This is a genomic window from Brevibacillus sp. MER 51 (genome assembly GCF_023714195.1).
GTDB lineage: Bacteria > Bacillota > Bacilli > Brevibacillales > Brevibacillaceae > Brevibacillus.
Window position 1 is genome coordinate 281,135 of record NZ_JAMAUS010000008.1, and the last position, 24,843, is coordinate 305,977.

At 47.1% G+C, this 24,843-nt stretch carries 26 protein-coding genes, 1 pseudogene and 2 riboswitches; of the genes and pseudogenes, 22 read left to right on the plus strand and 5 right to left on the minus strand.

Annotation, left to right across the window (positions count from 1 at the left end):
* Nucleotides 1-86 precede the first annotated feature (86 nt).
* The 10 genes and pseudogenes from M3630_RS19070 to M3630_RS19115 all read left to right on the plus strand — a co-directional run bounded on the left by M3630_RS19070 (nucleotide 87) and on the right by M3630_RS19115 (nucleotide 5,577).
* Nucleotides 87-647, plus strand: a complete 561-nt coding sequence (locus tag M3630_RS19070) for a hypothetical protein (RefSeq protein WP_251253118.1) — start codon at nucleotides 87-89, stop codon at nucleotides 645-647.
* Between the two features lie 245 nt (nucleotides 648-892).
* A complete protein-coding gene (locus M3630_RS19075; protein ID WP_251253119.1) occupies nucleotides 893-1,036 on the plus strand; it encodes a hypothetical protein in 144 nt (47 codons plus the stop codon).
* A 76-nt stretch (nucleotides 1,037-1,112) separates the two neighbouring features.
* Nucleotides 1,113-1,637 (plus strand): hypothetical protein, encoded by a 525-nt coding sequence (locus tag M3630_RS19080; RefSeq protein WP_251253120.1) that lies wholly within the window; start codon nucleotides 1,113-1,115, stop codon nucleotides 1,635-1,637.
* Nucleotides 1,638-1,741: 104 nt separating this feature from the next.
* Entirely contained in the window at nucleotides 1,742-1,966 is a 225-nt protein-coding gene (locus tag M3630_RS19085; protein WP_251253121.1) for a LexA family transcriptional regulator, read from the plus strand.
* A gap of 1 nt (nucleotide 1,967) precedes the next feature.
* Nucleotides 1,968-2,312 (plus strand): YolD-like family protein, encoded by a 345-nt coding sequence (locus tag M3630_RS19090; protein ID WP_251253122.1) that lies wholly within the window; start codon nucleotides 1,968-1,970, stop codon nucleotides 2,310-2,312.
* A 10-nt stretch (nucleotides 2,313-2,322) separates the two neighbouring features.
* Nucleotides 2,323-2,568, plus strand: coding sequence for a YolD-like family protein (locus M3630_RS19095; RefSeq protein ID WP_251253123.1), 246 nt, complete (start codon nucleotides 2,323-2,325; stop codon nucleotides 2,566-2,568).
* A 52-nt stretch (nucleotides 2,569-2,620) separates the two neighbouring features.
* Nucleotides 2,621-3,448 (plus strand): ATP-dependent DNA ligase, encoded by an 828-nt coding sequence (locus M3630_RS19100; protein WP_251253124.1) that lies wholly within the window; start codon nucleotides 2,621-2,623, stop codon nucleotides 3,446-3,448.
* Nucleotides 3,449-3,576: 128 nt separating this feature from the next.
* Nucleotides 3,577-3,981 (plus strand): annotated as a pseudogene (gene yunB, locus M3630_RS19105) (sporulation protein YunB); the annotation flags it as partial.
* A 77-nt stretch (nucleotides 3,982-4,058) separates the two neighbouring features.
* Nucleotides 4,059-4,424 carry a LysR family transcriptional regulator gene (locus M3630_RS19110; protein WP_285861349.1) on the plus strand — a complete coding sequence of 122 codons (366 nt, stop codon included), beginning with the start codon at nucleotides 4,059-4,061 and terminating at the stop codon, nucleotides 4,422-4,424.
* A 736-nt stretch (nucleotides 4,425-5,160) separates the two neighbouring features.
* A complete protein-coding gene (locus M3630_RS19115; protein WP_251253125.1) occupies nucleotides 5,161-5,577 on the plus strand; it encodes a hypothetical protein in 417 nt (138 codons plus the stop codon).
* Between the two features lie 244 nt (nucleotides 5,578-5,821).
* Here the strand turns inward: M3630_RS19115 and M3630_RS19120 are convergent, their stop codons facing one another.
* Nucleotides 5,822-6,115 (minus strand): hypothetical protein, encoded by a 294-nt coding sequence (locus M3630_RS19120; protein WP_251253126.1) that lies wholly within the window; start codon nucleotides 6,113-6,115, stop codon nucleotides 5,822-5,824.
* 447 nt (nucleotides 6,116-6,562) lie between these two features.
* Entirely contained in the window at nucleotides 6,563-6,808 is a 246-nt protein-coding gene (locus M3630_RS19125; protein WP_251253127.1) for a hypothetical protein, read from the minus strand.
* Between the two features lie 192 nt (nucleotides 6,809-7,000).
* On the opposite strand from M3630_RS19125, the gene M3630_RS19130 reads away from it, so the two are divergent.
* The 12 genes from M3630_RS19130 (at nucleotide 7,001) to M3630_RS19185 (ending at nucleotide 21,371) form a co-directional block, all read left to right on the plus strand.
* Nucleotides 7,001-7,996 (plus strand): ABC transporter substrate-binding protein, encoded by a 996-nt coding sequence (locus tag M3630_RS19130; RefSeq protein ID WP_251253128.1) that lies wholly within the window; start codon nucleotides 7,001-7,003, stop codon nucleotides 7,994-7,996.
* A complete protein-coding gene (locus tag M3630_RS19135) occupies nucleotides 7,993-10,179 on the plus strand; it encodes an ATP-binding protein (protein ID WP_251253129.1) in 2,187 nt (728 codons plus the stop codon). Before M3630_RS19130 ends, M3630_RS19135 begins: the two co-directional genes overlap by 4 nt.
* A 7-nt stretch (nucleotides 10,180-10,186) precedes the next feature.
* The gene (locus M3630_RS19140; RefSeq protein WP_251253130.1) at nucleotides 10,187-11,545 is read left to right on the plus strand and encodes a sigma-54-dependent transcriptional regulator; all 1,359 of its coding nucleotides are present in this window, start codon (nucleotides 10,187-10,189) and stop codon (nucleotides 11,543-11,545) included.
* 179 nt (nucleotides 11,546-11,724) lie between these two features.
* A complete protein-coding gene (locus tag M3630_RS19145; protein ID WP_232773485.1) occupies nucleotides 11,725-12,657 on the plus strand; it encodes a c-type cytochrome in 933 nt (310 codons plus the stop codon).
* 123 nt (nucleotides 12,658-12,780) lie between these two features.
* Nucleotides 12,781-13,449: an HAD family hydrolase gene (locus tag M3630_RS19150; protein ID WP_251253131.1), complete on the plus strand. Its 669-nt coding sequence runs from the start codon at nucleotides 12,781-12,783 to the stop codon at nucleotides 13,447-13,449.
* 68 nt (nucleotides 13,450-13,517) lie between these two features.
* Nucleotides 13,518-13,665, plus strand: a riboswitch (FMN riboswitch).
* Nucleotides 13,666-13,777: 112 nt separating this feature from the next.
* Nucleotides 13,778-13,922: riboswitch (FMN riboswitch) on the plus strand.
* A gap of 132 nt (nucleotides 13,923-14,054) precedes the next feature.
* Nucleotides 14,055-15,161 (plus strand): bifunctional diaminohydroxyphosphoribosylaminopyrimidine deaminase/5-amino-6-(5-phosphoribosylamino)uracil reductase RibD, encoded by a 1,107-nt coding sequence (gene ribD, locus M3630_RS19155; protein WP_251253132.1) that lies wholly within the window; start codon nucleotides 14,055-14,057, stop codon nucleotides 15,159-15,161.
* A 19-nt stretch (nucleotides 15,162-15,180) separates the two neighbouring features.
* Entirely contained in the window at nucleotides 15,181-15,837 is a 657-nt protein-coding gene (locus M3630_RS19160; protein WP_251253133.1) for a riboflavin synthase, read from the plus strand.
* Between the two features lie 16 nt (nucleotides 15,838-15,853).
* On the plus strand, nucleotides 15,854-17,053 hold the full coding sequence (locus tag M3630_RS19165) for a bifunctional 3,4-dihydroxy-2-butanone-4-phosphate synthase/GTP cyclohydrolase II (protein WP_251253134.1): 1,200 nt from the start codon (nucleotides 15,854-15,856) through the stop codon (nucleotides 17,051-17,053).
* Nucleotides 17,054-17,069: 16 nt separating this feature from the next.
* On the plus strand, nucleotides 17,070-17,534 hold the full coding sequence (ribH, locus tag M3630_RS19170; RefSeq protein WP_173610039.1) for a 6,7-dimethyl-8-ribityllumazine synthase: 465 nt from the start codon (nucleotides 17,070-17,072) through the stop codon (nucleotides 17,532-17,534).
* A gap of 126 nt (nucleotides 17,535-17,660) precedes the next feature.
* Nucleotides 17,661-19,163 (plus strand): spore germination protein, encoded by a 1,503-nt coding sequence (locus M3630_RS19175; protein ID WP_251253135.1) that lies wholly within the window; start codon nucleotides 17,661-17,663, stop codon nucleotides 19,161-19,163.
* 4 nt (nucleotides 19,164-19,167) lie between these two features.
* The gene (locus tag M3630_RS19180; protein WP_251253136.1) at nucleotides 19,168-20,256 is read left to right on the plus strand and encodes a GerAB/ArcD/ProY family transporter; all 1,089 of its coding nucleotides are present in this window, start codon (nucleotides 19,168-19,170) and stop codon (nucleotides 20,254-20,256) included.
* Nucleotides 20,253-21,371 (plus strand): Ger(x)C family spore germination protein, encoded by a 1,119-nt coding sequence (locus M3630_RS19185; protein ID WP_251253137.1) that lies wholly within the window; start codon nucleotides 20,253-20,255, stop codon nucleotides 21,369-21,371. Before M3630_RS19180 ends, M3630_RS19185 begins: the two co-directional genes overlap by 4 nt.
* Before the next feature lie 23 nt (nucleotides 21,372-21,394).
* On the opposite strand, the gene M3630_RS19190 is transcribed toward M3630_RS19185, so the two are convergent.
* From M3630_RS19190 to M3630_RS19200, 3 genes are all read right to left on the minus strand, one after another.
* Entirely contained in the window at nucleotides 21,395-22,924 is a 1,530-nt protein-coding gene (locus tag M3630_RS19190) for an aldehyde dehydrogenase family protein (protein ID WP_251253138.1), read from the minus strand.
* A 6-nt stretch (nucleotides 22,925-22,930) separates the two neighbouring features.
* Nucleotides 22,931-23,557: a TetR/AcrR family transcriptional regulator gene (locus tag M3630_RS19195; RefSeq protein WP_251253139.1), complete on the minus strand. Its 627-nt coding sequence runs from the start codon at nucleotides 23,555-23,557 to the stop codon at nucleotides 22,931-22,933.
* A gap of 108 nt (nucleotides 23,558-23,665) precedes the next feature.
* Complete coding sequence (locus M3630_RS19200) at nucleotides 23,666-24,670, minus strand: M23 family metallopeptidase (RefSeq protein ID WP_251253140.1); 1,005 nt, start codon at nucleotides 24,668-24,670, stop codon at nucleotides 23,666-23,668.
* Nucleotides 24,671-24,843: the final 173 nt, after the last annotated feature.

The window sequence follows — 24,843 nt, forward strand, 5'->3', positions numbered from 1 at the left end:
TAAATGGTTGACAGGTAGTGATGCTGATGATAGATTAATAATAGGTTTCAAAAACACTTTTGAAATCGATAGGAAGGTGATTTTCAATGAAACCAATCGAGCTTTTAAGAGAGGTTGAGAAAAACAACTGGTTAAACAGACCTTCATTACAAGCAACAAAGAGCAGAATTATGGCGAGTATTGAAGAAGCTCCAAAAGGCACGGTTTTTTATTACGATCTTTCTCCTATTGAATCAATAAATGGCTCAGGTACAGATGAGCTAATAGCCAAGACAATTAAATGGCTTAAGGAGAACGTAAAAGATCATGATAAGTATCTGTTTCTTGATAACCTTAGCCCTGACGATGAGTATGACCATGCATACAATATCCACATTTCCTTAGAGGATGCTAAAGTGGCAGTCATAGCTAAATACAACTCGTCATTCTTGGTCTTAGGTTACCTAGGAAAAGCCTTGAAGGATGTCCTTGGATTTGTATATAAAGCCAAGGAAACAAATGCCCGTGAAATCTCAGAATCTCTGGACAAGAAACTAAACCTTGCCAGTACTCAATTATCCGATCTTTATAACATGAGATTGGTGAGTAGAGAGGAAGTCCAACTTTCTGAGGGCGGAAGACAGTATATTTACCGGAGTCTTTTCTAGGGGGGGTATCCCCTAAAAAAACAAACCACTTCAATTTGTAAATTGAAATCCAAAATGAAAGGTGAGGCTTGTGATGACAAAAAAAATAAGCCCTTGCAGAGGGCCCACGGTCGTGTAACGACTAAATCCACGATGGAAGTCGCTACATTTAGCAACATTTTTGGTCGAATGTTATGTTAAATGTACCATCAGGATGCCCCTCTTGCAAGAGATTTAAACAAACTTGTAAAAGGTGGAATGTCCAAATGATGATTTGCACTCCGTACATTGTAAAGAATGGCAAGATTATTTACCCGAAGAATGCGAAGCAATTCTGCTTTGAAGTTACTGAAGAGCAGCATCAAAAATACCTCGCAAAAAAAGCAAAAGAAAAAGAGAATAGTAAGTAAATAAAATGAAGCCCTCGCGACTTGGGTTTCATTTCAAATAATTTGCAATAGAACTCAGTCGAAAGAAGGGATGAAAATGAATATTCACGAATTTTTGGACAAGATTTGCTCTAGCAATACTGAAGACTGGACACTAATCACTTGCTGGGGAGCAGGCGGTGGCCCCTCCTACCGCGATCAACTTTCTGTTTGGACAAATGGAGGAGGCAACTTTGAAGGGATTGAGCTTGAATCTCACGGTATGGTAGCGTCATTGAAAAGTGACCTATCTATTAGTATTGCTTGGGGGCTTACAGATAATGATAATTACCAAAGTGAATGGGTAAGAAAGTTTCCGGACGAACGAGCGTCGAGTAGTTTTGTAGACTTTTTTTACAACGGAATGCTCGTCTTCAGGGATGTATACGTGTCAGTTGATGGTGGAAGATGTTCCATCCCGCAACCTAATCTGAAATTTAACGACAGCGAACTCGTTGCGCGTACAGTACCTAGACAGAAATACGAGTTTTTTGCCTTGCTGAACGCTTTTGAATCAACTTACGATTACCACAGTTATTTTGACCGAACTGGCATTCAGATCGTGGATGAACCCTGGGAATAAAAAGACGAAGCGATCAGCTAAAATGCTGGTCGCTTTTTTGTTTGCATGTTCCTATTATGTTCGTATATAATACAAACAAGTGTTCTTATTTGGAGGGGTGGCGCTTGCTCACGGATATTGAGCGCAAGGTATTACGGATTATAGGAAATTACTATGCGATGAAACCGAAGCCTCCGAGCATTGACGTAATATGCGTAAAGACCGGGCGTGATCGCGAAGGTGTAATGATGGTGCTTGAAACGTTGACGCGCGAAGAATACATCGAGTGGCGGCGGGAGGAACCTGACAAGATGGAAGTAATTACATCGTGGGAGAGAAAGGGACGGTAACATGGCGAAGAAAATCGAGAACTTATTCTCAACGATGCGTTTTGTCCTGCCAGAGCAACGGGCGTTGTATCTACAGATGAAGGAAGACGACAAGCTTGTAGCTATGCCTATTGTTGAGCAAGACGAACTGGAATCCTTAAACTACATTATTTGTGATTCAGCCCGGTCGGATTATGCTGTTACAGTAACGTGGTGGAAGCAAGTAAAAGGCAACCTGGGAACCGTATGCACGATGTGGGGTGTTGTGAAATGGATCGATCAGAACGGCAGGAGAATAAAGCTAGTGACAGATGAAGATAGCCAGTGGATATCAACGGATCACATAACGGCCGTAAAAGCGGATTAAGGAGGACTCTATGGCAAAGTCAACTACACCAAAACGTCCTACAAGAGATGAGTTTGAATTAGAAGAATTGGGGAATCAGCTAGCTGAAGCAAAAGATGACGGAGACGAAAGGTCATTGATTGTTTGGGGAATGACTGAGAAAGTCCGAGGAAGGATCACAGTTCTTGATTCGCGTACAAGGCTAGTTCACGTTGAGGAAAACGGAGCAACCAGGAAGATTCCTTTCCTGGACATCATGAAGGTGAGTTACGAGTAATTACCAGCGCATGTCCCTTGCAGTATTGATACAATTATAGCGGTGATGCTATATGGAATTTATATACCCGATGCTGCTCGAGCAAGCTGATAAACCATTTTCGGATGGACGCTATGTCTTCGAGCCTAAAATTGACGGCCACCGTCTGATCTTATCCCGACGTAACGGTGTGACGCGCCTTTACACAAGGCATAACAATGATGTGACTGCAAAGTACCCCGAACTCATTACGGACGGTCCCGACATGATACTTGACGGAGAACTCGTGGTAATGGACCCGGATACTGGCATTCCAGACTTCGAGCTAACTATGCAGCGATTTCAGTCAAAGCGATCGCGGCTGCCGATATCTTATGTCGTTTTCGATATCCTACATTACGATGGAGTTGACCTTAGAGGACTTACTCTAATGGAACGCAAAGCTGTCCTGGATCGTGCAATAACGGATACTCCAACCATAAGCAAAATCGCGTACATTGACGGACGCGGTGAGGACTTATGGGACGCAATTGTTGATCGAAATATGGAGGGTATAGTCGCCAAGAAAAAGGATGGGCGATACCATGCCGATAAGCGGACAGACGATTTCTTGAAGATCATCAACTATACCTATGTTGACGTTCACATTTCAGGATGGCGTAAGGGTGACTTCGGATGGTTGGCACATTACAACGGTCGTCCAGCAGGTGTCATTGAGCTTGGCGTACCACCTACTCACAAGCAGGCGTTTTATGGAGTGGCGAAACAGTTAATAACTGGTGAGGAACGAGATTTCGTTTACATTCAGCCACAGATTAAAGCACGCGTAAAAATGCGGAATTGGACGAAGAGCGGTATGCTTCGTTCACCCGTTTTCGTAGATTTTATCCTGTCGGCATAACAATTAGTCCGTCATTGGTCAGGAAATATCAAAGAACGATGGGTTGTAAGTGTATTATGATTCGAGGAATTTTTGTATTATAAGAACATGAAGAAAATCGTATGTGTTTTTATGCACCTATGGTAAAGGTAGGAGAAACAACAGCGAGAGTCCAGAACAAGCTCCAAGAGTTCGAGCAAGAAAAAGTAGACCGCACGATTCCGCTTGGTTTGGCTACCGGGAACTCCTTTTTGGCATCAATGGGGCCGAATTTGCCGGTGACTTTCGTGCCCATCGGCTCGGTCAAAACCAAGCTGGAGACAGAGCTGAAGGAAGCAGGCATCAATATGGTGCTGGCGACGGTATATATTTTTGTGGAGGTCGATCTGCGCATCGTGATCCCTTTTGCAACTGAGGAGCAGACGGTCACGACGAAAATCCCGATCACCCACTCCTTGATCATTGGCGATGTACCGACGTATTTGTATAACAACCCGGAAGGCAAGCCGGATGTGCCGCGGATTCCTGGGGAAACACCGGACGGCACTCCGTAATCGCTGAATAGGAAAAAGCGGCAGCGCGTTGCTGTCGCTTTTTTTATAAGGCTTAGGAAAGAAGGAATAGCGTAAGCATGGACTTGAAAAAACTGCGCTACTTTATTGCAGTAGCAGAAGAAATGCATCTCAATCGCGCTGCGAGCAAACTGAATATGACGCAACCACCGTTGACACAATCAAATACAAAGTCTTGGGGAAGGAAGAGTTTTCCCGAGGTCGAGCTGTCTCTATTAGAAATGACATCTGCCGAACAACGGAAAGCTTTACAGGACGGTAAAATTGATGTTGGCTTCCTTCGTGTGGCAGAACCGTCTATCCCTATCACTTCTCGCTTGTTTACCAACGAAACACTCGTTGCAGTACTGCTCAAGAATCATCTCCTTGCCTTACAGCGAGCCCTTTCTGTACCGGCATTGGCCGTTTGGTGGGCATGTGAATAAAACGGAAATGGACCTATTCTAGGCGGTCTGGTGACGTGTGTCAGATTGTGGATGAACCACAGAATGGGTTATTACGAGAGGAATTTACCTTACAGTTAGTAGGCGCCTGTGTTCCTCGCCGTAAGGTAAATCTCTGGGATTAAGACTTGTTGTTTCTGACTTTGAGTAGCCTGATTAGTGTAATCCAGAATGACCCGAAGCCAAGCAGCAAGCTGAGTATAGCGACAAATAAAGCTACCGCTGCAACGAGTTCCATTTGCTCGAATTCTTTTCGTTCAAAAATGTCATTATCTGGGGTTAAAAGGAAGAGCGTTTGGAAAATAACGTTTGGGATGTCGAAGCTTTCGTGAGCTGAGGAAGGGAGTAACTGTGTGGGGAATTTGCTCCGGAAAAACTTTGCGGAAAGTTGTATTTTCCGTACGTTTTCCCGTAGAGGTAAGCGGAAATTGCTGCGTCTGTTTCTGCTTGCTTTGTGGTCATGGGGGGCTTCGTCCACCCACATCACGCATAATGAGAAGTAGTACATTAATCAAAATCCCAAGCGCTTGAGATTTTAGGTGTTTTATAAGATACTCTATATGTTAGTTACCATGATAAAATCAGGAAAATCAAGGACAAACCCATTAGTCGTCTTACAGATATTACTTGAGATGCTATAACAGTTCTTCACATTTAACCTAAGATATTCAATAGTATCCTTGTTAATTTAAAAGTAGGGGAGAGCAAATATACTGGAATGATTAAATCTGTAATACTTTGCGAAAGTACAGCTACATATCTGGAACCTATAAAATCAACAAACATTTTCTTTCCTGAAATTCACAGTTCTGTTGAAGTACTTGTAAAGTTAAGCAATGTATCTGCTGGCAGTAAAGTAAGATTTTATTGGTACCTGTCTTCAGAACCTAATGAGCCTTTAGGCATTTATGAGATTCCTCTGATGTCCAATCACTTTGAAAAACGAGTCGTTGGCGCTCTTGATCTAAGAGCATTAGTAAATATTCAAGATTTAAATATTTATCAAGAATGGTTTGTTGTAATAGAATATGAAGGATACATAAAAAAAGAAACTTTCAAACTAAGAAAGCTTTCTTATACTTTAAAGCGTAGTCAATTACTTAGTGAAAGTTCAAGATTTGAATGGAGAGTTTAATAAAATATGAATGATTTATTGGTTGTATTACTAGGTGAAGCTACCTTGATCTTATTCGATATAATTGGAGCCTATATATTTATTTTCTTATATTTCCGGCTTTATCAAAAAATTAAGCTATCTTTGAAACAACAACTTTTAGTAGTTGCTATTTGGATTATCGGTCACGTAATTATAAGAATAATATTTTAAGAAACAACTAAGAGACGAGCATTGCTCGTCTCTTAGTTGTTAGTTCTATATACTATTTTTTCCCAAACAATGCATTTCCAATAGAATTTTTGGCAACTGAGGTTACAGCTCCACCTGCTGCCCCCATGATTGCTCCACCTATCGCAGCAGCAGCCCTATCACCAACACTGACTTTTCCACCTTTTTTAGAGACTACCTCTGCTGTCTTAGCTCCAGTTACAGCACCCATGACTGCTCCAGATGCAACTGTTCCAGCTGTATCTTTTAAGTTGCGTTTAACATAATCAACTACCTTATCTTTCGTGCTTTTTCCTGGTGCATATCCTGCATGAATAACCTGTGACACCTTGATTCCACCTTTTATGTATTTTTATGAATAAATTACTAATATTATGTAGCACGATAATAAATAAAAGTCAAGTATTAGTAAAAGTAACTTTGGTGATATAAAACACAGGGAAAAGTAAGTAGGCCCCGAACCAGCGTAGCTGTCACCGGGGGAAAATTAGCATTCAAACCTTGTAGCCACGACGATTTAGCGATGTTCCTAATTTGTTTCAGGAGACGGAACTTCCCCATTTCAAAGGTCAATACTAGTGCAAATCAGCATTTCAAGCATACATTTGGTTCCGACACTGGTCTTTTTCATAGCGCGTCCTTGACAGGGAAAAACAGAGCAGGCATGGTCTGGTTAGGGAGATGATACCCTTTCTGTTGCCCTAGAGACACGTCCTCAGACAGTCAGAAATGGGTCAATTTTGCAATTCCTCGATTTAACAGGTATTCCAATTGTCTACCATTTTAGCAATGGGATAGGATACGATGTCGGCTTTCTCTTCGTAAACGAGCTGAATATAGACGATGGAGACGAGGGTTGAAGCTCTAGGAGGTGGTATACGGCGTTTTTTCCAGCGTCTAATGTAGCATGTACGCAAGTTTTTGCTGTGGTGTCATCTACTTGAGCACCGTGAGTGATCCAGTTTTCCAATGCAATCTCGCTTACGGATAAGCCGCTTTTGCCAAGTCTCCGATATTCCATGAGGTCCTTCCTCCTTCCAAATGCAAGCTGAGTTTAACAAGTATAATGAAATATGGAAAATATATATAACTATCACCGTTAATAGGAAAAACATATTATTTAGGGAAGTCCGTATTCATTGACCAAGGTTTGTTAAATATTCACATTCTCTGCCATCATTTGCCGCTATGATGAGAGTTGGATGTGATACCTATGAAAAAACAAAGGAAAATCCTCTTTCTCATCCTGTTAGTGGCAGGAACTTTGCTCGATTGGTCCAGTAGTCAGCAAAAACAGGACGTCGATCTATATACGATAGGAATTGTGATTGCCAATGAGGATCGAAAAGATAAAGTAGCGGGGTTGAAGGCGGGATTGCAATCGCTGGGTCTAGGTGAAGGAGTACGTGTTCAGTATGCACCTGTTTATTTGAATGCGGCTCAAACCCTTGAAGAGGAGCGCTCCCTTGTCCAGGACTTGATTTCCAAAAAGCCTGATGTAGTCGTCACGACAGGGGCGCACGAGACCTTTTTGATTCAACAGGAGACAACGACGGTTCCCATTGTTTTTATCGGTGTCGCCTCACTGGTCGAGCTACCGCTTGTTGAGACAGAGGGGACAGTTACGTGTGGAATCAGCAATGGCCAAATGGATGTGATTGGGAAAAGGTTGGAGCTGACAACTCGTTTGTTGCCTGATGCCAAGCGGATTCTGATCATTGCCGATTCTCATGCTCCTACGACAGAGCGGGCAATCGTAGAAGCAGGGGCAGCCGCTTCCTTGCTTGGTGTTCGCTTGCAGGTGGAGCAGGTTGCTTCCCCAAGAGATTTGGAACAATTGCTCAGTAGGATCTCTCCAGGAGAATACGACGCCATGCTTCCTTTACCTAGCTATGTTCTGGAAGATGCGATTACTGATTGCTTGCCTCTTTTGATCGAGAAGCAATTGTTTGTCATGGGCGCATACCCCGAGCAGGTGAAGGCTGGCTTGTTTGCCGCTTACGGCGTTTCTTTTCATGCACAAGGCATGCAGGCTGCTCATATGGTGGCTCGGGTGTTGGATGGAGTCCCTCCAACCGATCTGTCAATCGAATGGCCGGATGATGTGCGGTTGGTTGTCAATGCTGCTTCCCTGTCCAAGCTGCCTATTACCGTAACCGATCAACAGTGGTCATTGGCACAAGAATGGTATGGAGTGAAGAACAAATGAGGAGGAGCAGACTACCGCGCATCAATCGACTAAAGACAAAGATGCTCCTGTTTGGGCTTTGCATGTCCATCATCCCTTTTTTGATTCTTGGTTATATCAATTTGCAAACGAGTAAAGATAAGGTTCGAGAAGAGGTAGACAGAGCCAATCAGATCTACGTGGAAGATACATTGGCGCAGTTGGATATGCTTTTTTTACATACGACCCAATCCATGCAGGTGGTTCAGCAGCGTTTTCTCAAAGAGCGCCCTAGCGATGATGATGCATATTTTTTGTTGAATACGTTATTAAAAACCTCCCCTTACATGGAGGAGGTCGCGCTTTTTCATCAGGATGGAGGGCCGCAGTTTTTGCTGAATCGCTGGAAACACCAAAGAGTGGATATAGTCAGTGAGCAAGACAACCAGCTTCTTCCCACCATCCAGTCGGGAAAACCATACATCGGAAGCATTGTCCGATCAGCGGAAGGGAAGCTGCTGGTAACGGTCGCGATCCCTCACGTATCTGCTAACGGTGTAAAAGGCGGCATGTACGCAAAGCTCAATGTAAAACAGTTGCTCGAACAGGTCACACTGCGAGCTCGATATGAAAACGAGGCCTATTTGTTCGTCACGGATGGGAAAAGCGATGGGTTTGCAGATCCGTTTATGTTGGGTAAGCCTTCTGATGGCTCCTTGACCTATTATGAACAAGCGGTACCTCCCTCCTGGACACTACCAGATCGAACTGACAAACCTGTTATCCGTACGTATCAGGCTCCCAATGAAGATGTCATGGTCAACTATGCCATGCGTTCTTCCGTCACCCATTGGGTCATTATGCTGGAACAGTCAAGCCAAACGGCGTTTGCTGCCTTTTCAAAGTTGGAACAATCTCTGCTCTTTACGACCTTATTCATCGCACTTATCGTGTTGGGGATTAGCATTGTGTTTTCTGTCTCATTTAGCCGATTAATGGAAAGGATCGAATCCGCTGTGCAAAAAATCGCGGGTGGCGATTTATCCGTACGAATACCAGTGACGACCTCAGATGAAATTGGCAGGCTGGCAGCGTCCTGCAATGAAATGGCACAGAGTCTGGAGACGAAGACCAATCAGCTTCTGGAAGAAAAGAAACGGCTTGATCTCGTCGTCAGTGGCATGGGGATGGGACTGATTCTCGTAGATGAATGTTTTCGTATTCGCTGGATTAATCAAACGGCGTCGGCGTGGTTTCAGAATACGGCAAATCTCCTGGGGAAAGACTGCCATCAGACGATTGGTCAGCATTTCAGCTCATGCAGTGGTTGCATGCTCCGAACACGACAAATGGTAAACCAAAATCAGACTGACCTTATTTCCTCCAGAGTCGATCAGGATGGACGTGTCCGTTCTTATCGACATCAGGTTTTCCCTCTGCATCCGGAGAAAGAATCGTCGGCTTTTCTGGAGGTCATCGAGGACATCACGGAGAAACGAGAGCTGGAAGCCGCAATCGCACAAGCAGACAAGCTCGCTGCTATTGGACTCTTGGCGTCGGGCATCGCCCATGAAATCAATAATCCATTAGGCATTCTGTCGTTGTATGGACAAGACTTGCGGGACCGTCTCGTGGAAGAGGATATTCGAGATTTACAGGACACAGGAGAGCTTACCCAATACTTGGATACGATGGACAAACAAATTAACCGCTGCAAGGAAATCACGACCCGGTTGCTGCATTTTTCGGGAAAATCACCCGTTACCGTAGAACAAGTAGATATTCATCAAGTCCTATCAGACATTCTCATTCTTTTATCCCATGAAATACGTGTCAAACAGGTAACGGTAAACCAGTCTCTGTCGGCCTCTGCTCCGTTTCTTCTCGCTACCCCTGGACAACTTCAGCAGATCTTGCTCAATCTGTTAACCAATGCACTGTACGCGACCCAGGAGCGGGGAAATATTGAGATAGCAACTGATTCTCCATCGAATGATCGGCTCCGTCTGTGGATCAAAGATGATGGATGCGGTATACCTGCAGTAGATTTGCCACATGTTTTGGAGCCTTTTTATACAACCAAGCCTCCTGGAAAAGGGACTGGTCTCGGGTTATCGGTCTGCTACGGGATTGTGACGAATTTAGGCGGAGAAATCGAGATCGAAAGTACGCCAAACATAGGCACGACTGTTACGGTCATCCTGCCGTCGGCAAAGGGGGAATGAACAAAAGATGCACACTGACACTCGGATACTCATTGTTGATGACGAAGCAGATTTCCGCCATCTATTAACCAGTCGATTAAAGAGAAAGGGATATACCACGCTGGAAGCACCTGACGGAATCAGCGCGCAGCAGCTAGTAACCAGCGAAACGATTCATGTGATTCTGCTTGATTTGAAAATGCCCGGGATGGACGGTCTCGCCTTTCTGCAATGGTGCAAGGACGCCTCTCCTGCCATTCAAATCATTGTTGTAACGGGACACGGAACCATCGAAACAGCTATCGAAGCGATGAAACGCGGTGCTTATGATTATTTGACAAAACCATACAACCTCAATGAATTGGAGGTATTGATTTCCAAGGCCATAGAAAAACAGCAGTTGACTGAGGAAAACCAACAGTTGAGAGAAGTGCTGTCGACAAATGGGAAAACGACGTTTCAAATCGTTGCGGAAAGCCCGAAGCTAAAAGAGGTCTTAGCAACTGCCAAGCGAGTAGCCAGTACGGATTTTCTCGTTCTCTTGAAAGGGGAAAGTGGGACAGGGAAGGATGTCATTGCGAGACTCATCTATGAATGTAGTGAGCGAGCAGCAGAGGCATTTGTACCGATCAATTTGGGAGCGATACCAGAAACGATGCTGGAAAGTGAACTGTTCGGACACGAAAAGGGAGCTTTTACAGGCGCAACTGCCCAGAAAAAGGGACTGGTAGAGATTGCTCACCTGGGGACGCTCTTTTTGGATGAAGTAGGGGATTTGCCTTTTCCTTTGCAGGTCAAGCTACTCCGTTTTTTGGAAACGGGTGAATTTCGCCGAATAGGGAGCCCGATTTTGCACAAAGTGGATGTTCGGATCATTGCTGCTACCAATGCCGATCTGGAGAAGAAAGTGGAAGAAGGAACGTTTCGGTCCGATCTCTATTTCCGGCTGCATGTCATGGATATAACGATTCCACCCCTCGCCCAGAGAAGAGAGGACATTTTGCCATTGTCGGCCTTCTTTTTGAATCGACTGAAGCGTAAGTATCCAGTCAAACCGCTTTCTGTGAAAGCCCAGGCCGCGCTTTTGGCCTATTCATTTCCGGGGAATGTTCGGGAGTTGGCTCATATGATCGAACGCGCTGTCGTTTTGGCAAAAGGAGAGGAGATTGAGGACAAGGATCTCTTTCCTCATGAACAGCCAGTGCATCACAATCCGTCAGATCGAAAGCTCCTTTTCTCTGCAGAATCGGGGGAGGAAGAGGCGTTTTTACTGAAACACGTAGAGCGAGAACATATTAAGCATGTGCTGGACGTTCTGCAATGGAACAAGACCAAGACAGCTGAGAAGCTGGGGATCAGCGTGCGTAATCTGTACCGAAAAATCTAAGAGTACGAGCTGCGACCGTGACATTTTGTCGCGTACTGACCATGACATTTTGGCATGGTCTTGTCTTTTTCTTGCTATTTGGAAGCGCCAAGTCGTTCGTTTTCCTGCTTCTATGGTTTGGCACGCCTCTTGCTACTCTCATGGTGTGAATGCACGATCAACATGGAGGAGTGAGACCTATGTTCAAAAAAGAGAAGACAGGCTGGAAGAAGCTGTCTATGGTTGTAGTGGCGATGCTGGTCTTTGCAGGCTGCGCTACACAGCAGACCGCTCAACCCACCTCAACAGCGAATGAGGCCAAAGATAAAACAGCGAGTGGGGCAACGGGAGCAATCAATTTAGATTCCTACACCCCGCCTAGTATGGACAAGGTGCCAGAAGGACCATTGGGAGAATCGATTAAGTATGGACATAAGTTAATGAATGAAACGAGCACAGTGATCCCTGAATACACAGGGAACAAGCTTTCCTGCTCCAGCTGTCACGGTAATGCAGGAATGGATGCGACCTCCCCGTTAACGGGTGTCACCGCAGTCTATCCCCAGTACATTCCAAGGTCTGGAAAAGTGATTACGATTGAAGATCGGATCAATGGTTGCTTTCAACGAAGCATGAACGGAAAGCCATTGCCTTACAACAGCGATGAAATGAGAGCGATGGTTGCCTATCTGACATATATCTCAACAGATGTACCAGTAGGAATTAAAGAGCGCCCGTGGATAGAGAAAAATGATATGAAGAGCGTACCTCAACCGAATGTGGCAAATGGAGAAGCCCTCTTCCAAAAATCGTGTTTACAATGCCATGCTGCTGATGGATCAGGTACAGGTCCAAACTCTGGCCCAGCACTATGGGGGGATAACTCCTTCAATATTGGTGCAGGCATGGCTCGAATTTCCAAAGCTGCTGGCTACATTCAGCGTAATATGCCTTTAGGAGAAATGGGTGGCATCAAGCAAGGCTCGTTAACCGATCAAGAAGCAGCGGACCTAGCTGCCTATATTTTGTCCAAGCCACGTCCGGACTTTGCCAAAAAGGCACAAGATTGGCCAGCTGGAGGGGTTCCAAAGGATGTGCCGTATGAAGTAGATAGCGCCAAGAAGAAGCAATAGGAACTCAATATCGAACCCCAAAAAGGGGGCTGTCCCAAAAGTTATAAAATGACGGAGGGATAGTCCTCTTTTTGATAAAATGGAAGGATCATTCACGACTATTGTCAAAAAAGGAGGCACAAAATGAGCAGAACCTTTCAAAAAGGCATTATTTTCGATATGGACAACACCTTGTTGCAATCCAGGATCGATTTTACCGAGATGAAGCGGGCCATATTTCAGCTATGGGTGGACAATGGGATCGTTTCCCCAACATTTGAATGGGAAAAGCATACCGCATCACAGCTCATTGAGATCGGGCGAAAATCGGAGCAAATGACGTCAGAGTTGGAGCAAGCGATGTGGGATGCAGTAACCGCGATCGAGAAGGAAGGGATGCATGGTGCCGTTCTGGAGCAACACGCGGTAGAAGTGCTGGAGGAGTTGAAGAACCGCTACCAGTTGTATATCCTGACCAACAACGCGTATGCTGCTGCAATGGAGGCTTTGAACGAGACGGGAATCGCCTCCTACTTCGCTGAAATCGTCGCCCGCGAGCAGATGACGACATTGAAGCCATCTCCCTCCGGCGTTCACTATATTCGCAGCCGAAAGCCAGATTGGCCTGTTTCGGCCTGGACGATGATCGGGGATTCGTGGATCGATGGCAAGGCGGCCTGTGATGGACAAGTTGCTTTTATTGCCTATCAAGGGAATGAGTTGGACATGGAGCGAAATGGTGTTGTGCCAAGAGCGTACATCAATGATTTGAAAGAACTCCTGACGTTCCTCGAAATGTGCGAGCAAGAGTAAAAGTGCACTTCTCCAATAAATGATTACAGACAATAGCGAAAAATATGCTATACTTTGCCTAACTGAATACCAGCCTTCAGGGTAGGGTGCAATTCCCGACCGGCGGTAATGACGAACGCACGTCTGAGCCCGCGACTCGCTATCGAAGCAGTTGATAGCGACTGACTTGGTGCAAATCCAAGGCCGACGGTACAGTCCGGATGGGAGAAGGTATTTGGAACGGCCTGTTTCGCTGTTTTTTTCAAAAAACGGTAGAAGCGAGGCTTCTTTCTGAACGCCCTGAGCATAATATTCATGGGCGTTTTTATTTTTCATAAAACTTCATAGCGACAATCTTCAGGGCAAGGTGAAATTCCTGACCGGCGGTAATGGCGTACGTACGTCTGAGCCCGCGACTCGCTGACCACGCTTGCAGCGACTGATCTGGTGAAAGTCCAGAGCCGACGGTACAGTCCGGATGGAAGAAGATTTTTTGCTTTCTTCATTTGTTTTTTCAAAAAACAGATGAGGTAAGGCTTCTTTCCCTATGCCCTGAAACGCTGTGAGGTTTCAAGGGCTTTTTGCGTTGTGCTTGGCTGGAATGATGGAACAGAAAGGAGTGCGGTATGGAACAGGACAGCAAGTACATGGATCTGGCGCTGGAGCTGGCACGATCGGCACGAGGCCAAACCAGTCCGAATCCCATGGTCGGAGCTGTGATTGTGAAAGATGGAACCATCGTGGGAATGGGAGCGCATCTGCGGGCAGGAGAGCCCCATGCTGAGGTGCACGCACTGCGGATGGCTGGGGAAAAAGCGCAAGGTGCGACCGTATATGTGACGCTGGAGCCTTGCAGTCACTATGGGAAAACACCGCCGTGTGCAGAAGCGTTGATCGCAGCTGATGTATGTCGTGTGGTTGTAGCTACGCTCGATCCGAATCCATTGGTGGCGGGACGAGGCATCGAGATGCTGCGGGCAGCAGGAGTAGAAGTGGCGGTGGGCGTGAGAGAAGAGGGAGCGAAGGCGCTCAATGAAGTCTTTTTCCATTACATCCAAACCAGACGTCCATTTGTGACGGTAAAGACGGCCAGTACATTGGACGGAAAAATTGCTTCGGTCACGGGACACAGTCGGTGGATTACTGGTGCAGAGGCTCGGGCAGAGGTGCATGAACTTCGCAGGCAGCATGATGCAATCCTGGTTGGAGTTGGGACGATTCTCGCTGATGACCCACTGTTGACGGCGCGCAAGGGAGAGAAGCGTTTTGGGAGCCAGCCAGTTCGCGTGATTTTGGACAGCCAATTACGTACGCCGCTGGATGCCCGTGTCGTTCAGAATACAGATGCGAAGACATGGATCTTTACGACAGATGCAGCCCCAAGGGAAAAGCAGGAGCTGCTTGCAGCAAGAGGAGTTAAGGTCATCACAATGGTAGGGCCAATTCTCGTGGAAAAGGTGCTGGATACATTGGGGGAGCTGGGAATTACCTCGTTGCTTGTGGAAGGCGGACAGGAAGTAAACGGCTCCTTTTTGCAGGCGAGAGCGATTCAGAAGGTCGTGAGTCATATCGCGCTAAAGCTGATCGGAGGAAGCGGTGCGCCCTCGCCGTTCGGTGGTCAAGGCTTTGCAACGATGGGAGAAGCAGTGCAGCTGACAAATGTCATGATCACTCCGATCGGGAAAGGCGATGTACAGATCAGCGGGTACCCACAATGGGAGGATCAGACGTAGCAGGTGAGGAGGAGAGAGCATGTTCACGGGACTGGTCGAAGAAGTGGGCGTGTTGGAATCGATTCAAGGGAACGAACAGGCGAGTCGACTGGTCATCCGCGCACAGCAGGTACTTGAAGGGGTGAAGCTCGGCGACAGTATCTCGGTCAATGGCATTTGCCTTACGGTAACTTCTTATACCAATCGTCAGTTTTGCGTCGATGTGATGCCAGAGACAATGAATAAGACGAGCTTGCGCCAATTACGCAGTGGACAGCGAGTGAATTTGGAAAGGGCGATGCGGCTGGGAGATCGATTCGGCGGGCATATCGTCTCCGGACATGTAGACGGGACCGGAATAGTTGCTTCACGAGAGGTGAATGCGAATGCAGTTGTGTTTCGGATTGAGGCCAAACCACAGCTGTTGAAGTACGTCATTGCCCGTGGATCGATTTGCATAGATGGCATCAGTCTCACCGTGGTGGACGTAAACGATAGCGGTTTTACGGTTTCGATCATTCCGCATACGCTGGCGAATACGAGTCTTGCAGACAGACGACCTGGGGACTTGGTGAATCTCGAAACGGATGTCATCGGCAAATATGTGGAGCGCTTGTTAGGTTATCAAAACCATGGCGGTACAGAAAAATCTGGCGGGCTCAGTCTAGCCTTTTTGCAGGAAAATGGCTTCGCGTGAGTAGGAGGGAGAAAGCATGTTTCATCGCATAGAAGAAGCATTGGAAGATTTGCGTCAGGGCAAGGCAGTCATCGTGGTAGATGATGAGGATCGGGAAAACGAAGGAGATTTTGTCTGCATGGCCGAAGCGGCTACGCCTGAAATGATCAACTTCATGGTCACGCATGGCAGGGGACTCGTGTGCGTGCCGGTGACAGAAGAGCACGCAACTCGCTTGCAGCTGGCTCCGATGGTGAATGCCAATACAGACAAGCAAGGAACGGCTTTTACCGTGTCTATCGATGAAGGGAGCACACACACAGGGATATCCGCTCACGAGCGCTCTCAAACGGTCTTGGCGATGCTCAATGAGCAGAAGACCGCAGAAGATTTCCGCAGACCGGGACATATTTTTCCGTTAATCGCGAAGTCTGGCGGTGTATTGCGCAGAGCGGGTCACACGGAGGCGGCAGTTGATTTGGCTCGCTTGGCGGGGGGCATTCCAGCGGGAGTCATTTGCGAAATTATGAACCAGGATGGTTCCATGGCACGTCTGCCGGAATTGGTAGAAATTGCACGCCGCTTTGAGCTCAAGCTGATTACGATTGCAGACCTGATAGCGTATCGGATGCGGACGGAATCCATGGTGAAAAAGGAAATCGAAGTGCAGCTTCCGACCGCCTACGGTGATTTTCGAATAGCGGCCTATACGAACGAGCTGGATGGCAAAGAGCATGTGGCTCTCATTAAGGGGGAGATCGGACCGGATGAGCCCATTCTCGTCCGCGTGCACTCGGAGTGCTTGACAGGCGATATTTTCGGGTCATACCGCTGCGACTGCGGTCCACAGCTGCACGCTGCATTGGAACAGATCGAAGCGAACGGACGCGGCATTTTATTGTACATGCGCCAGGAGGGCAGAGGCATTGGCTTGATTAATAAGCTCCGTGCCTACAAGCTGCAGGAGGAAGGCTTGGATACGGTTGAGGCCAATGAAAAGCTAGGATTCGCCGCTGATCTGCGAGATTACGGTATTGGTGCGCAAATTTTGCGGGATTTAGGTGTGCAACGCATGCGGCTTTTGACCAATAACCCACGAAAAATCCGTGGGCTTACTGGCTACGGTTTGACAGTAGAAGAACGGGTGCCGATTCAAATGCCGGAGCATCTGCACAATAAACAGTACCTGACAACAAAACAAGAGAAGCTGGGCCACCTGCTTCATCTGCACAGATAAGGAGAGGGAATAAGCGATGAGAACATTCGAAGGACATTTGGTTGGAACAGGTTTGCGTGTAGGGATTGTGGCAGGACGTTTTAATGAATTGATCGTAAGCAAGCTGGTCGGAGGGGCCCTTGATGCCTTGAAGCGTCATGGCGTAGAAGAGGAGCAGGTAGACGTGGCATGGGTACCGGGCGCGTTTGAAATTCCGTTGATCGCCAAAAAAATGGCGGAATCCGGTCGCTATGATGCAGTTGTTACATTGGGAGCTGTCATTCGTGGCTCCACTCCACACTTCGATTATGTCTGCAATGAGACCGCAAAAGGAGTCGCGTCCCTATCTTTATCCACTGGGGTACCCGTTATTTTTGGTGTTTTGACGACAGACAATATCGAGCAAGCCATCGAGCGAGCAGGAACCAAAGCAGGCAACAAAGGCTGGGAAGCCGCAACGGCAGCGATCGAAATGGCTAACTTATCTAAGCAGTTCGCCTAATCATTTCATATGGGTAGCGAGATAGTTCAACGGGGGCTTTGGCTCCCGTTTTCTATTTTTTTGGATAAAATCACCACGGGTAGGTCAAAGTAAGAAAGATTTTCCTGAAAAAAAGGGGGATCTAACGTGAAGCCGACTGATTGGTGGAGAGCGCAGGTAGAGGCCATACAAACAAAGCGGCGCATCAGTTCGGTACAAGCGCGGCGAAGTGAACAAATTACACCGGAAATGGTAAAACAGTGCATGCAAAACGTGGATGACCTCAGCAGCTTGTCATTGAAGATGAATGACGAAGAGGTACACGTTTTTTTTCTCGATACGCTGGTGGATGTGTCCCAGATTTATGAGAATGTCTTTCTTCCGTTGCAGCGTTCCGACGGGAAAGACCCGATGCAGGTGCTCCCTTTCTCACAGGAATGTCTTCTTGACGATATGGAGACGTTGATGAGTAACTTGCTACGCGGTCATACCATCTTGTTTTTCCTGGAAAGGGATCTCATTCTGCATGTGAACACTTTTCAGGTCGCGCATCGTTCCATTACGAAATCCGAGACGGAGGCGACCGTCCTTGGACCGCAAGATTCCTTTGTTGAAATGCTGGAGATCAATTTGTCCTTGCTTCGGAGAAGACTGGCTACGCCTCATCTGAAAGTATCGAGCTACTCGATTGGCACCGAGGCGCACAACAAGGTAGCTGTGATTTATCTGGACAACATCGCGAGCGCAGAAAATGTGGAGCGCGTGAAAAAACGGCTCGACAATGTCATTTACCCTGGATTTGTCGGGATGCCTGTCTTAAAGCAAATGCTGGAGGATAAGCCGTACTCTCCGTTCCCGCAATTTGGCTTGACGGGTCGGCCTGACAATGCAACAGCAGCCTTATTGGACGGCAGGATCGTGATCATGCTGAATGGCAGTCCGGATGCTGCTATCTGTCCGACTTCCTTTCTGGAGATGTTTAGCAGCCCCGAAGACTTTTACAATCGATGGTCAACGGCGAGCTTGCTGCGGATGATTCGCTTTTTCGGTTTATTTATCACCATCATGCTTACCTCCAGCTATGTCTCTGTCTTGACGTATCATCCGGAAATGCTTCCACCCGCTTTGCTGACGATTTTGTCTGAATCGCGCAGTCGGGTGCCTTTTCCGCCGGTGATCGAGGTGCTCATTATTGAGCTCGTCATCGAGATTTTGAGAGAAGCAGGGATACGCATGCCGACTAAAATCGGTCAAACAATCGGTATCGTTGGCGGTATCGTGATCGGGACAGCCTCCGTACAAGCAGGGTTAGCCAGTAATATCCTGATCGTCCTTGTTTCTGTATCAGCGCTGCTTTCTTTTGTGCCACCCAATTTTTTAATGAGTAATGCGATTCGGCTCGTTCGCTATGGTTTTATCTTGATGGCAGGCGTATTGGGCATGTACGGCCAGATGCTGGCACTGTCGTTTTTATTCGCGCATTTGCTCAATCTGACTTCGCTCGGGACTCCGTACATGACCCCGGGAGTTCCGCGTCAATGGACCGATTTGATGAATAGTCTCGTACGTGCGCCATTGAGGTTTATCGTCAATCGAAACCGCATGTCCCGGGCAAAGCAAAAGCATGTCCGGCCAGTTGGGGAGGACTAGGGAGATGGATAGAGGGAGAATTCACAGCCTGAATCCGATCCTGGTAATCGGATTGATTATGAATACGATGGTGGGGGTCAATTTACTTGGACTGGCTCATTCTGCCAGCAAACTAGGCTACAATCTGTGGTGGTCTCCGATTTTGTTGGGATGCATCGTCAGCTTAACGTTAATTCCGATGATGGCCTTGTGCCGTCGCTATCCAGAGGATAATCTGTTTCGGATTCACGAAAAGCTGTTGGGAAAATGGCTGGGACGCTGTTTCAATATCTTGATTATCGTCTACGCCATTCTGAATGTATCTACCGCCAATGAAGGATATGTCAGGCTGGTGCAAACCTCCATGCTGAGCAATCAGACAGCCACATTGCCGTTGCTCGGATTGACTTTGACGATGGTCTACATTACAAATGGCGGCATCAAATTAATCGCGCGTTTTTGCCTGCTAACCTTCTTTTTTACCGGCTGGATGGTTTTTCTTTTGCAGTACGGATTTCAAAAGGGAGGATTCACACATATTTTTCCTCTATTTAATACAGATTGGCGCAGTATAGCCGAAACCGTGCACAATTCTTACGCGAGTATGCTTGGGTATGAATTGGTCCTGTTTTTCTACCCGTATATCCAAGAGAAGAACAAGGCACACAAGCATGTGCTGATTGGGGTATGGATCGTGGTTTTGTTGTATGTCATGGTCTTGCTCACAAGCATAGCTTATTTTTCCAAATGGCAAATGGAAAATCTTATATATCCCATATTGAATTTGTTTAAGGCTGTAGAGTTGTCTTTTTTGGAGCGGATCGAAAATCTCGGGATTGGTCTCTGGGTTTTCCTCATTCTCAGCACGAGTACGGGATATTTGTGGGTTGCGCGTACAGGGCTTGAAGAAATGGCAGAAAAGACTCGGCTGTGGCATCTGCTTTTACCGACCATCATTTCGTTTTTATTCATTGTGGGGCCATTATCTGTAGAAAAACAACGCTACATTTATGACAAGGTGACTGTTTACATAGCCTATGGATTGATCTTATGGCCTATTTTTTTGTTATTGCTTCATTCCTTGAAGTTCGGTAGAGGAGAGCGGGTATCATGAAGAGGGCAAGCTGGTTCATTGTTACGGTTATCCTCCTGCTCAGCCTTTGCGGGTGCGGACGCGAACTCGAACGGCCAGCACTGGAAGACATGGCCATGATTGGGGTTATGGGCTTCGATTATGTAGATCGTGAAAAGATAGATGTCACCGTATCTGTACCGGTTCCCTCCAAAAATAAGGAATCCACGCAGGTGTACTCGACTTTTGCTTCGATGACGAGCGAGGCGATGCTGAATCTCGCGACAAAAGCGGAAAGGACCATGTCTCTCTCTCAATTGCGTGTGATTTTGTTCAGTGAAGAATACGCCCGCAAAGTAGGGATCGGAAAAGTCATCCTTGATCTCTACCGCAATCCCATAGTAGGAGAAAATGTATACATTGCCGTCGTACAAGGAAAAGCGAAAGATGTCATCAAAAAAACCTATAACCACAGGCCGGAAATCAACACGTATTTGAACAGCTTGCTTCGTCCGCGAGTGGAAACGGCCTTTTCGTCTTTTGCGACCATTCACGATTTTGTTTTTATGATGACCAGCAACACGATGGACCCCAATCTTCCTTATCTCATTCACAGAGACGGAGAGATTCAGATCACCAAGGCTGCCCTTTTTCGAGTGGACAGGATGATCGGAATGTACTCACAGCGAGAGGGGAAGCTGGTTCAGGGCTTTCTGGGAAGAGAACGCTTGCCACGTATGAGCTTCGAGTTCCAGCACGAGACGAAAACAGGTAAAAAACAAAGGGAAAAGGTCGTCTTCGATTTTGTGCGGGCAAAAACGAAAGTAAGAAGCGAAGGCAGCCTGAAAAAGCCTGTTATCCACATCGATCTTAAGGTAAGAGGAATGCTGGTAGGCTATTCAGGCAACAAGGATTTGGAGAAGCGAGCTCAATTTCGGACCTTGATTCAAGAGCTTGAGAAACGGATCAAAAAGGAAAGCATGGAGATGTTGGTGCGTTTTCAAAAGCAAGGGGTTGACCCGGCGCAGCTAGAGGAGAGCATTCGCCAAAAATATTATGGCAAATGGAAACGCGAAACGGGTCTCGCCCTATATAAAAAAGCGAAATTTAATGTCAGAGTTCATGTGGATATCGTTGGTTTTGGGACACTGAAATAAGGAGCAGCAGCATTCCGGCGTGGTTAGAACAGACGCCTGAATTCGCGCCAGATCGCACCCAAAGTCCGGCGATTTACATTTTGGAGCTTGCCGTATAACAGGTTCGTCAAACCGATGAAGGTGAGCTCTTGATCTTTCGTATACGGATACCAGTTGAACTCGCGTTTGCGCTTGCCCGGATCGTGGATGACAGAGATGCTGTGTGTAAAGGCTTGCAGTCCTGAAGGTCCACGATAACGGCCAATACCGCTCTGTTTGACCCCGCCAAAAGGAAGATGGGGATTGGCGTAGCTGATAATGACGTCGTTGATGCACGCATTGCCGCTGTCGAGCTGACGAGCTACGCGATCCGCTTTTGTTTTATCGGCTGACCATACGGAGGCATTCAGTCCGTACGGTGAGCTATTAGCCAGGCGGACAGCCTCCTCTTCGGTGGAAAAAGTCATGATGGGCAGCACTGGACCAAAGGTCTCTTCCCGCATGATTTTCATTTCAGTCGTCACGTTTGTGAGAATGGTCGGCGCGATATACATGCTGTCAGAGGAAGGAAGTCCTCCGGTGACTGAAGTCGCGCCCGCAGCCAGTGCTTCGCTCACATGCTCACGGACAATGCCGATTTGTTGGGAAGACGTCATCGAACCGACCTCGGCCTCATTCGGATAGCTTTGGCGCAATGCTTTTGTTTTTTCAGTGACTAGCTTGAGAAACTCAGGATATACCTTTTCATGGACAAAAAGACGTTCAACAGACATACACACCTGTCCAGAGTTCGTAAAAGCCCCCCACACCGCGCCATTTGCTGCCCGTTCCAAATGAGCGTCTTCAAATACGATCATCGGGTCCTTCCCGCCCAGCTCCAATTCAACAGGGATCAAATGCTCCGAAGCTGCCGCCATAATTTTTTTGCCTGTCGCAACAGAGCCTGTGAAAAATATTTTATCTGGGCGCGCAGCTACCAGCGCCTGTCCAGCTTCGCGTCCTCCATGCAGGACGGTTACGACTCCATCTGGCATAGAAACAGCGGAAAAAACCTCTTCCATGAGCAGTCCGGTAGAGGCAGTCACCTCGGAAGGTTTTAAAATAACGGTATTGCCTGCTACCAGCGCAGATAATACGGGAATGATAGCAAGCTGAAACGGATAATTCCACGGAGAAATGACCGCGACGACACCCATCGGTTTGTAGTGGATATACGATTTCTTCGGCCATAGTACGATAGAGGTTGGTACTGGCTGATCGGCCAGCATCTGATAGGCATGTTTTTCATAAAAGCGGATCGTGTCGACAGTGACGAAAATTTCGGTCATGTACGCTTCCAATGTAACTTTTCCGGTAGCCTCACTAATTTTTCGGGCGATTTCTTCGCCGTGATCGACTAAATAATGCCGCAACCGTGCCAAATAGTCCAGACGCTCGGCCAACGATGTCGTGGACCAAGCTGGAAAGGCAAGACGCGCACGTGCCATCGCTTCTTCTACTTGTTCTGGAGTCGCTTCCTGTAAAGCGCCAAGCAGTTCTCCAGTGGCGGGATTTTGCATGGACAGGACTGCCATCCTAATTCACCTCGATTCAGGAGATAAAGATTCAGAAGAGAAGAGTGTATCCATCAAATGGGCAAAGGCCTGTTCAAAATGAGCAATCGCTTCTTCCGGCTTCTGCAAGTCATCGAGCAAAAATTGAAAAAGGAATCCGTCGATTGCAGAGTAGATGAGTGAGATTGCGGAGTTTTCGTCAATGGTCAACGGTGATTGTTCTTCGCGCTGCAACCGTACGAGCATACGAGAGATGAGCTGATGCAGACGGGTTCGAATGATTTTTACCTGTTCACCAAAGGCGGGAACGTACATGGCCTGTACCTGCAAGTCATACCAGAGCCGATGCAGATTTCGATCCTCTTGTAGACTACGGCATAGGACACGGGCTAGAGCTGCTGACCATTCGTCAGATGGAGCTGCGAGCACTTCGCGTTCCAACTCCTCCATAAAACGTCCCTTGTAGCTAGAGATTACAGCGAGCAAAAGCTCTTCTTTGCTTGCAAAGTAATAATGCAGAATGCCAAGTGAGACGCCAGATTCCTTGGCAATGTCGCGCAAGGAAACATGAGCATACCCTTTTTCAGCCAAACAAGCAGTCGCTTGCTCAATCAAAAATGTCCGTTTTGCTTCGGCTTTTTTTGGGGTAGTCACTTTCTCACCTCATTTTTGGACGACTGTCCAGTTTTTCTGTTTTTATTGTATTTTTACGGATGATGTCTGTCAATGAGAAGAGCTGCCCATAAAAAAGAAGCGGCTTCATTACCGCTTCTTTTGCCGCTCCCAGCGTCGTAAATACGGATAAGGATCAAATGACCAATCCGCGCCACCTGTTTCTCTGTACATCCCGTAGTGCAGATGGGGAGGGAATTTTCCTGAAGTACCAGGCTTCCCATAACCAGAACTGCCGACATATCCGATCACTTCACCCGGTTCCACGATGTCACCCGGCTTCAATCCCTTTTTAAACGAGGACAGATGTGCGAAGTAATGATACACATTGCCCATGTCACGCATGCCGATTCTCCATCCGCCATACCTGTTCCAGCCGAGTACCTCAATGACTCCGTATGCTGTGCTGAGTACGGGAGTACCGTGACTGGCAAAAATATCGGTCCCCTCGTGGATGCGACGTCCACCCCAGCCGCGTGGCGCTCCCCATGTACTGCGGTAGCTGTATTCGTACCTCGTGGGGATAGGAAAATGCCGCTCTTCTAGGGCCAGGTGCTGGTACTTTGCATACACCTGCGCGAACTGCCTGATCGTCTTCACGGACCGATCCCGCTGGTAGTAAGACCAGAGACCAATTTGCCAATCTTCATCGGAGAAGCCGTATTGAGATAGGTAATGAATGAAAGTAGTGAGTGCATCGAGATCGTTGTGTCGATCCGCTAGCCCATCGCCGTCGCCATCCATCCCGACCCCTTGAAAAAACTGAATGGATACCGGATTCGTATCTTCTGCATCGGGATTGAACGCACCTGCCCAACGATCGCTTGGAATGTCCACGGCTGTTAGCCGCGAGACGTTTTCTTGCTCCTGCTTCTTCTTGCGTATTTTCATGGTTCGCTCGTATTGATCAATGGCTGCCAAGTAATTCCATGGGATGCCGTACATCGATTCCAAGCGGAAAAAGAGTTGCAAGCGTTCTTGAAAAACCGGGTCTTGTCCTTTGGCGGACGGAGCGATTCCGGCGGCGGATTCTAGTGGCGAAATAGCTGCAACCACGCACAAGCTGATCTGAATGATTAGGCGGAAAACTCGCATGCCGTCTCCCTCCAGCTTCTAGTCTTTTGTTGTAGTTTCTGCCAGTTGGAGTGGATTATCCAAGATACTTTTGGAAGAGCTTTTGGTTGTTATCGAGAAGTTTTGTAAATTTGCGGCAAAAAGAGGCAGGAGCACACCATATCATCAAAGAATTGAAATCAGGAGGAGTGTAT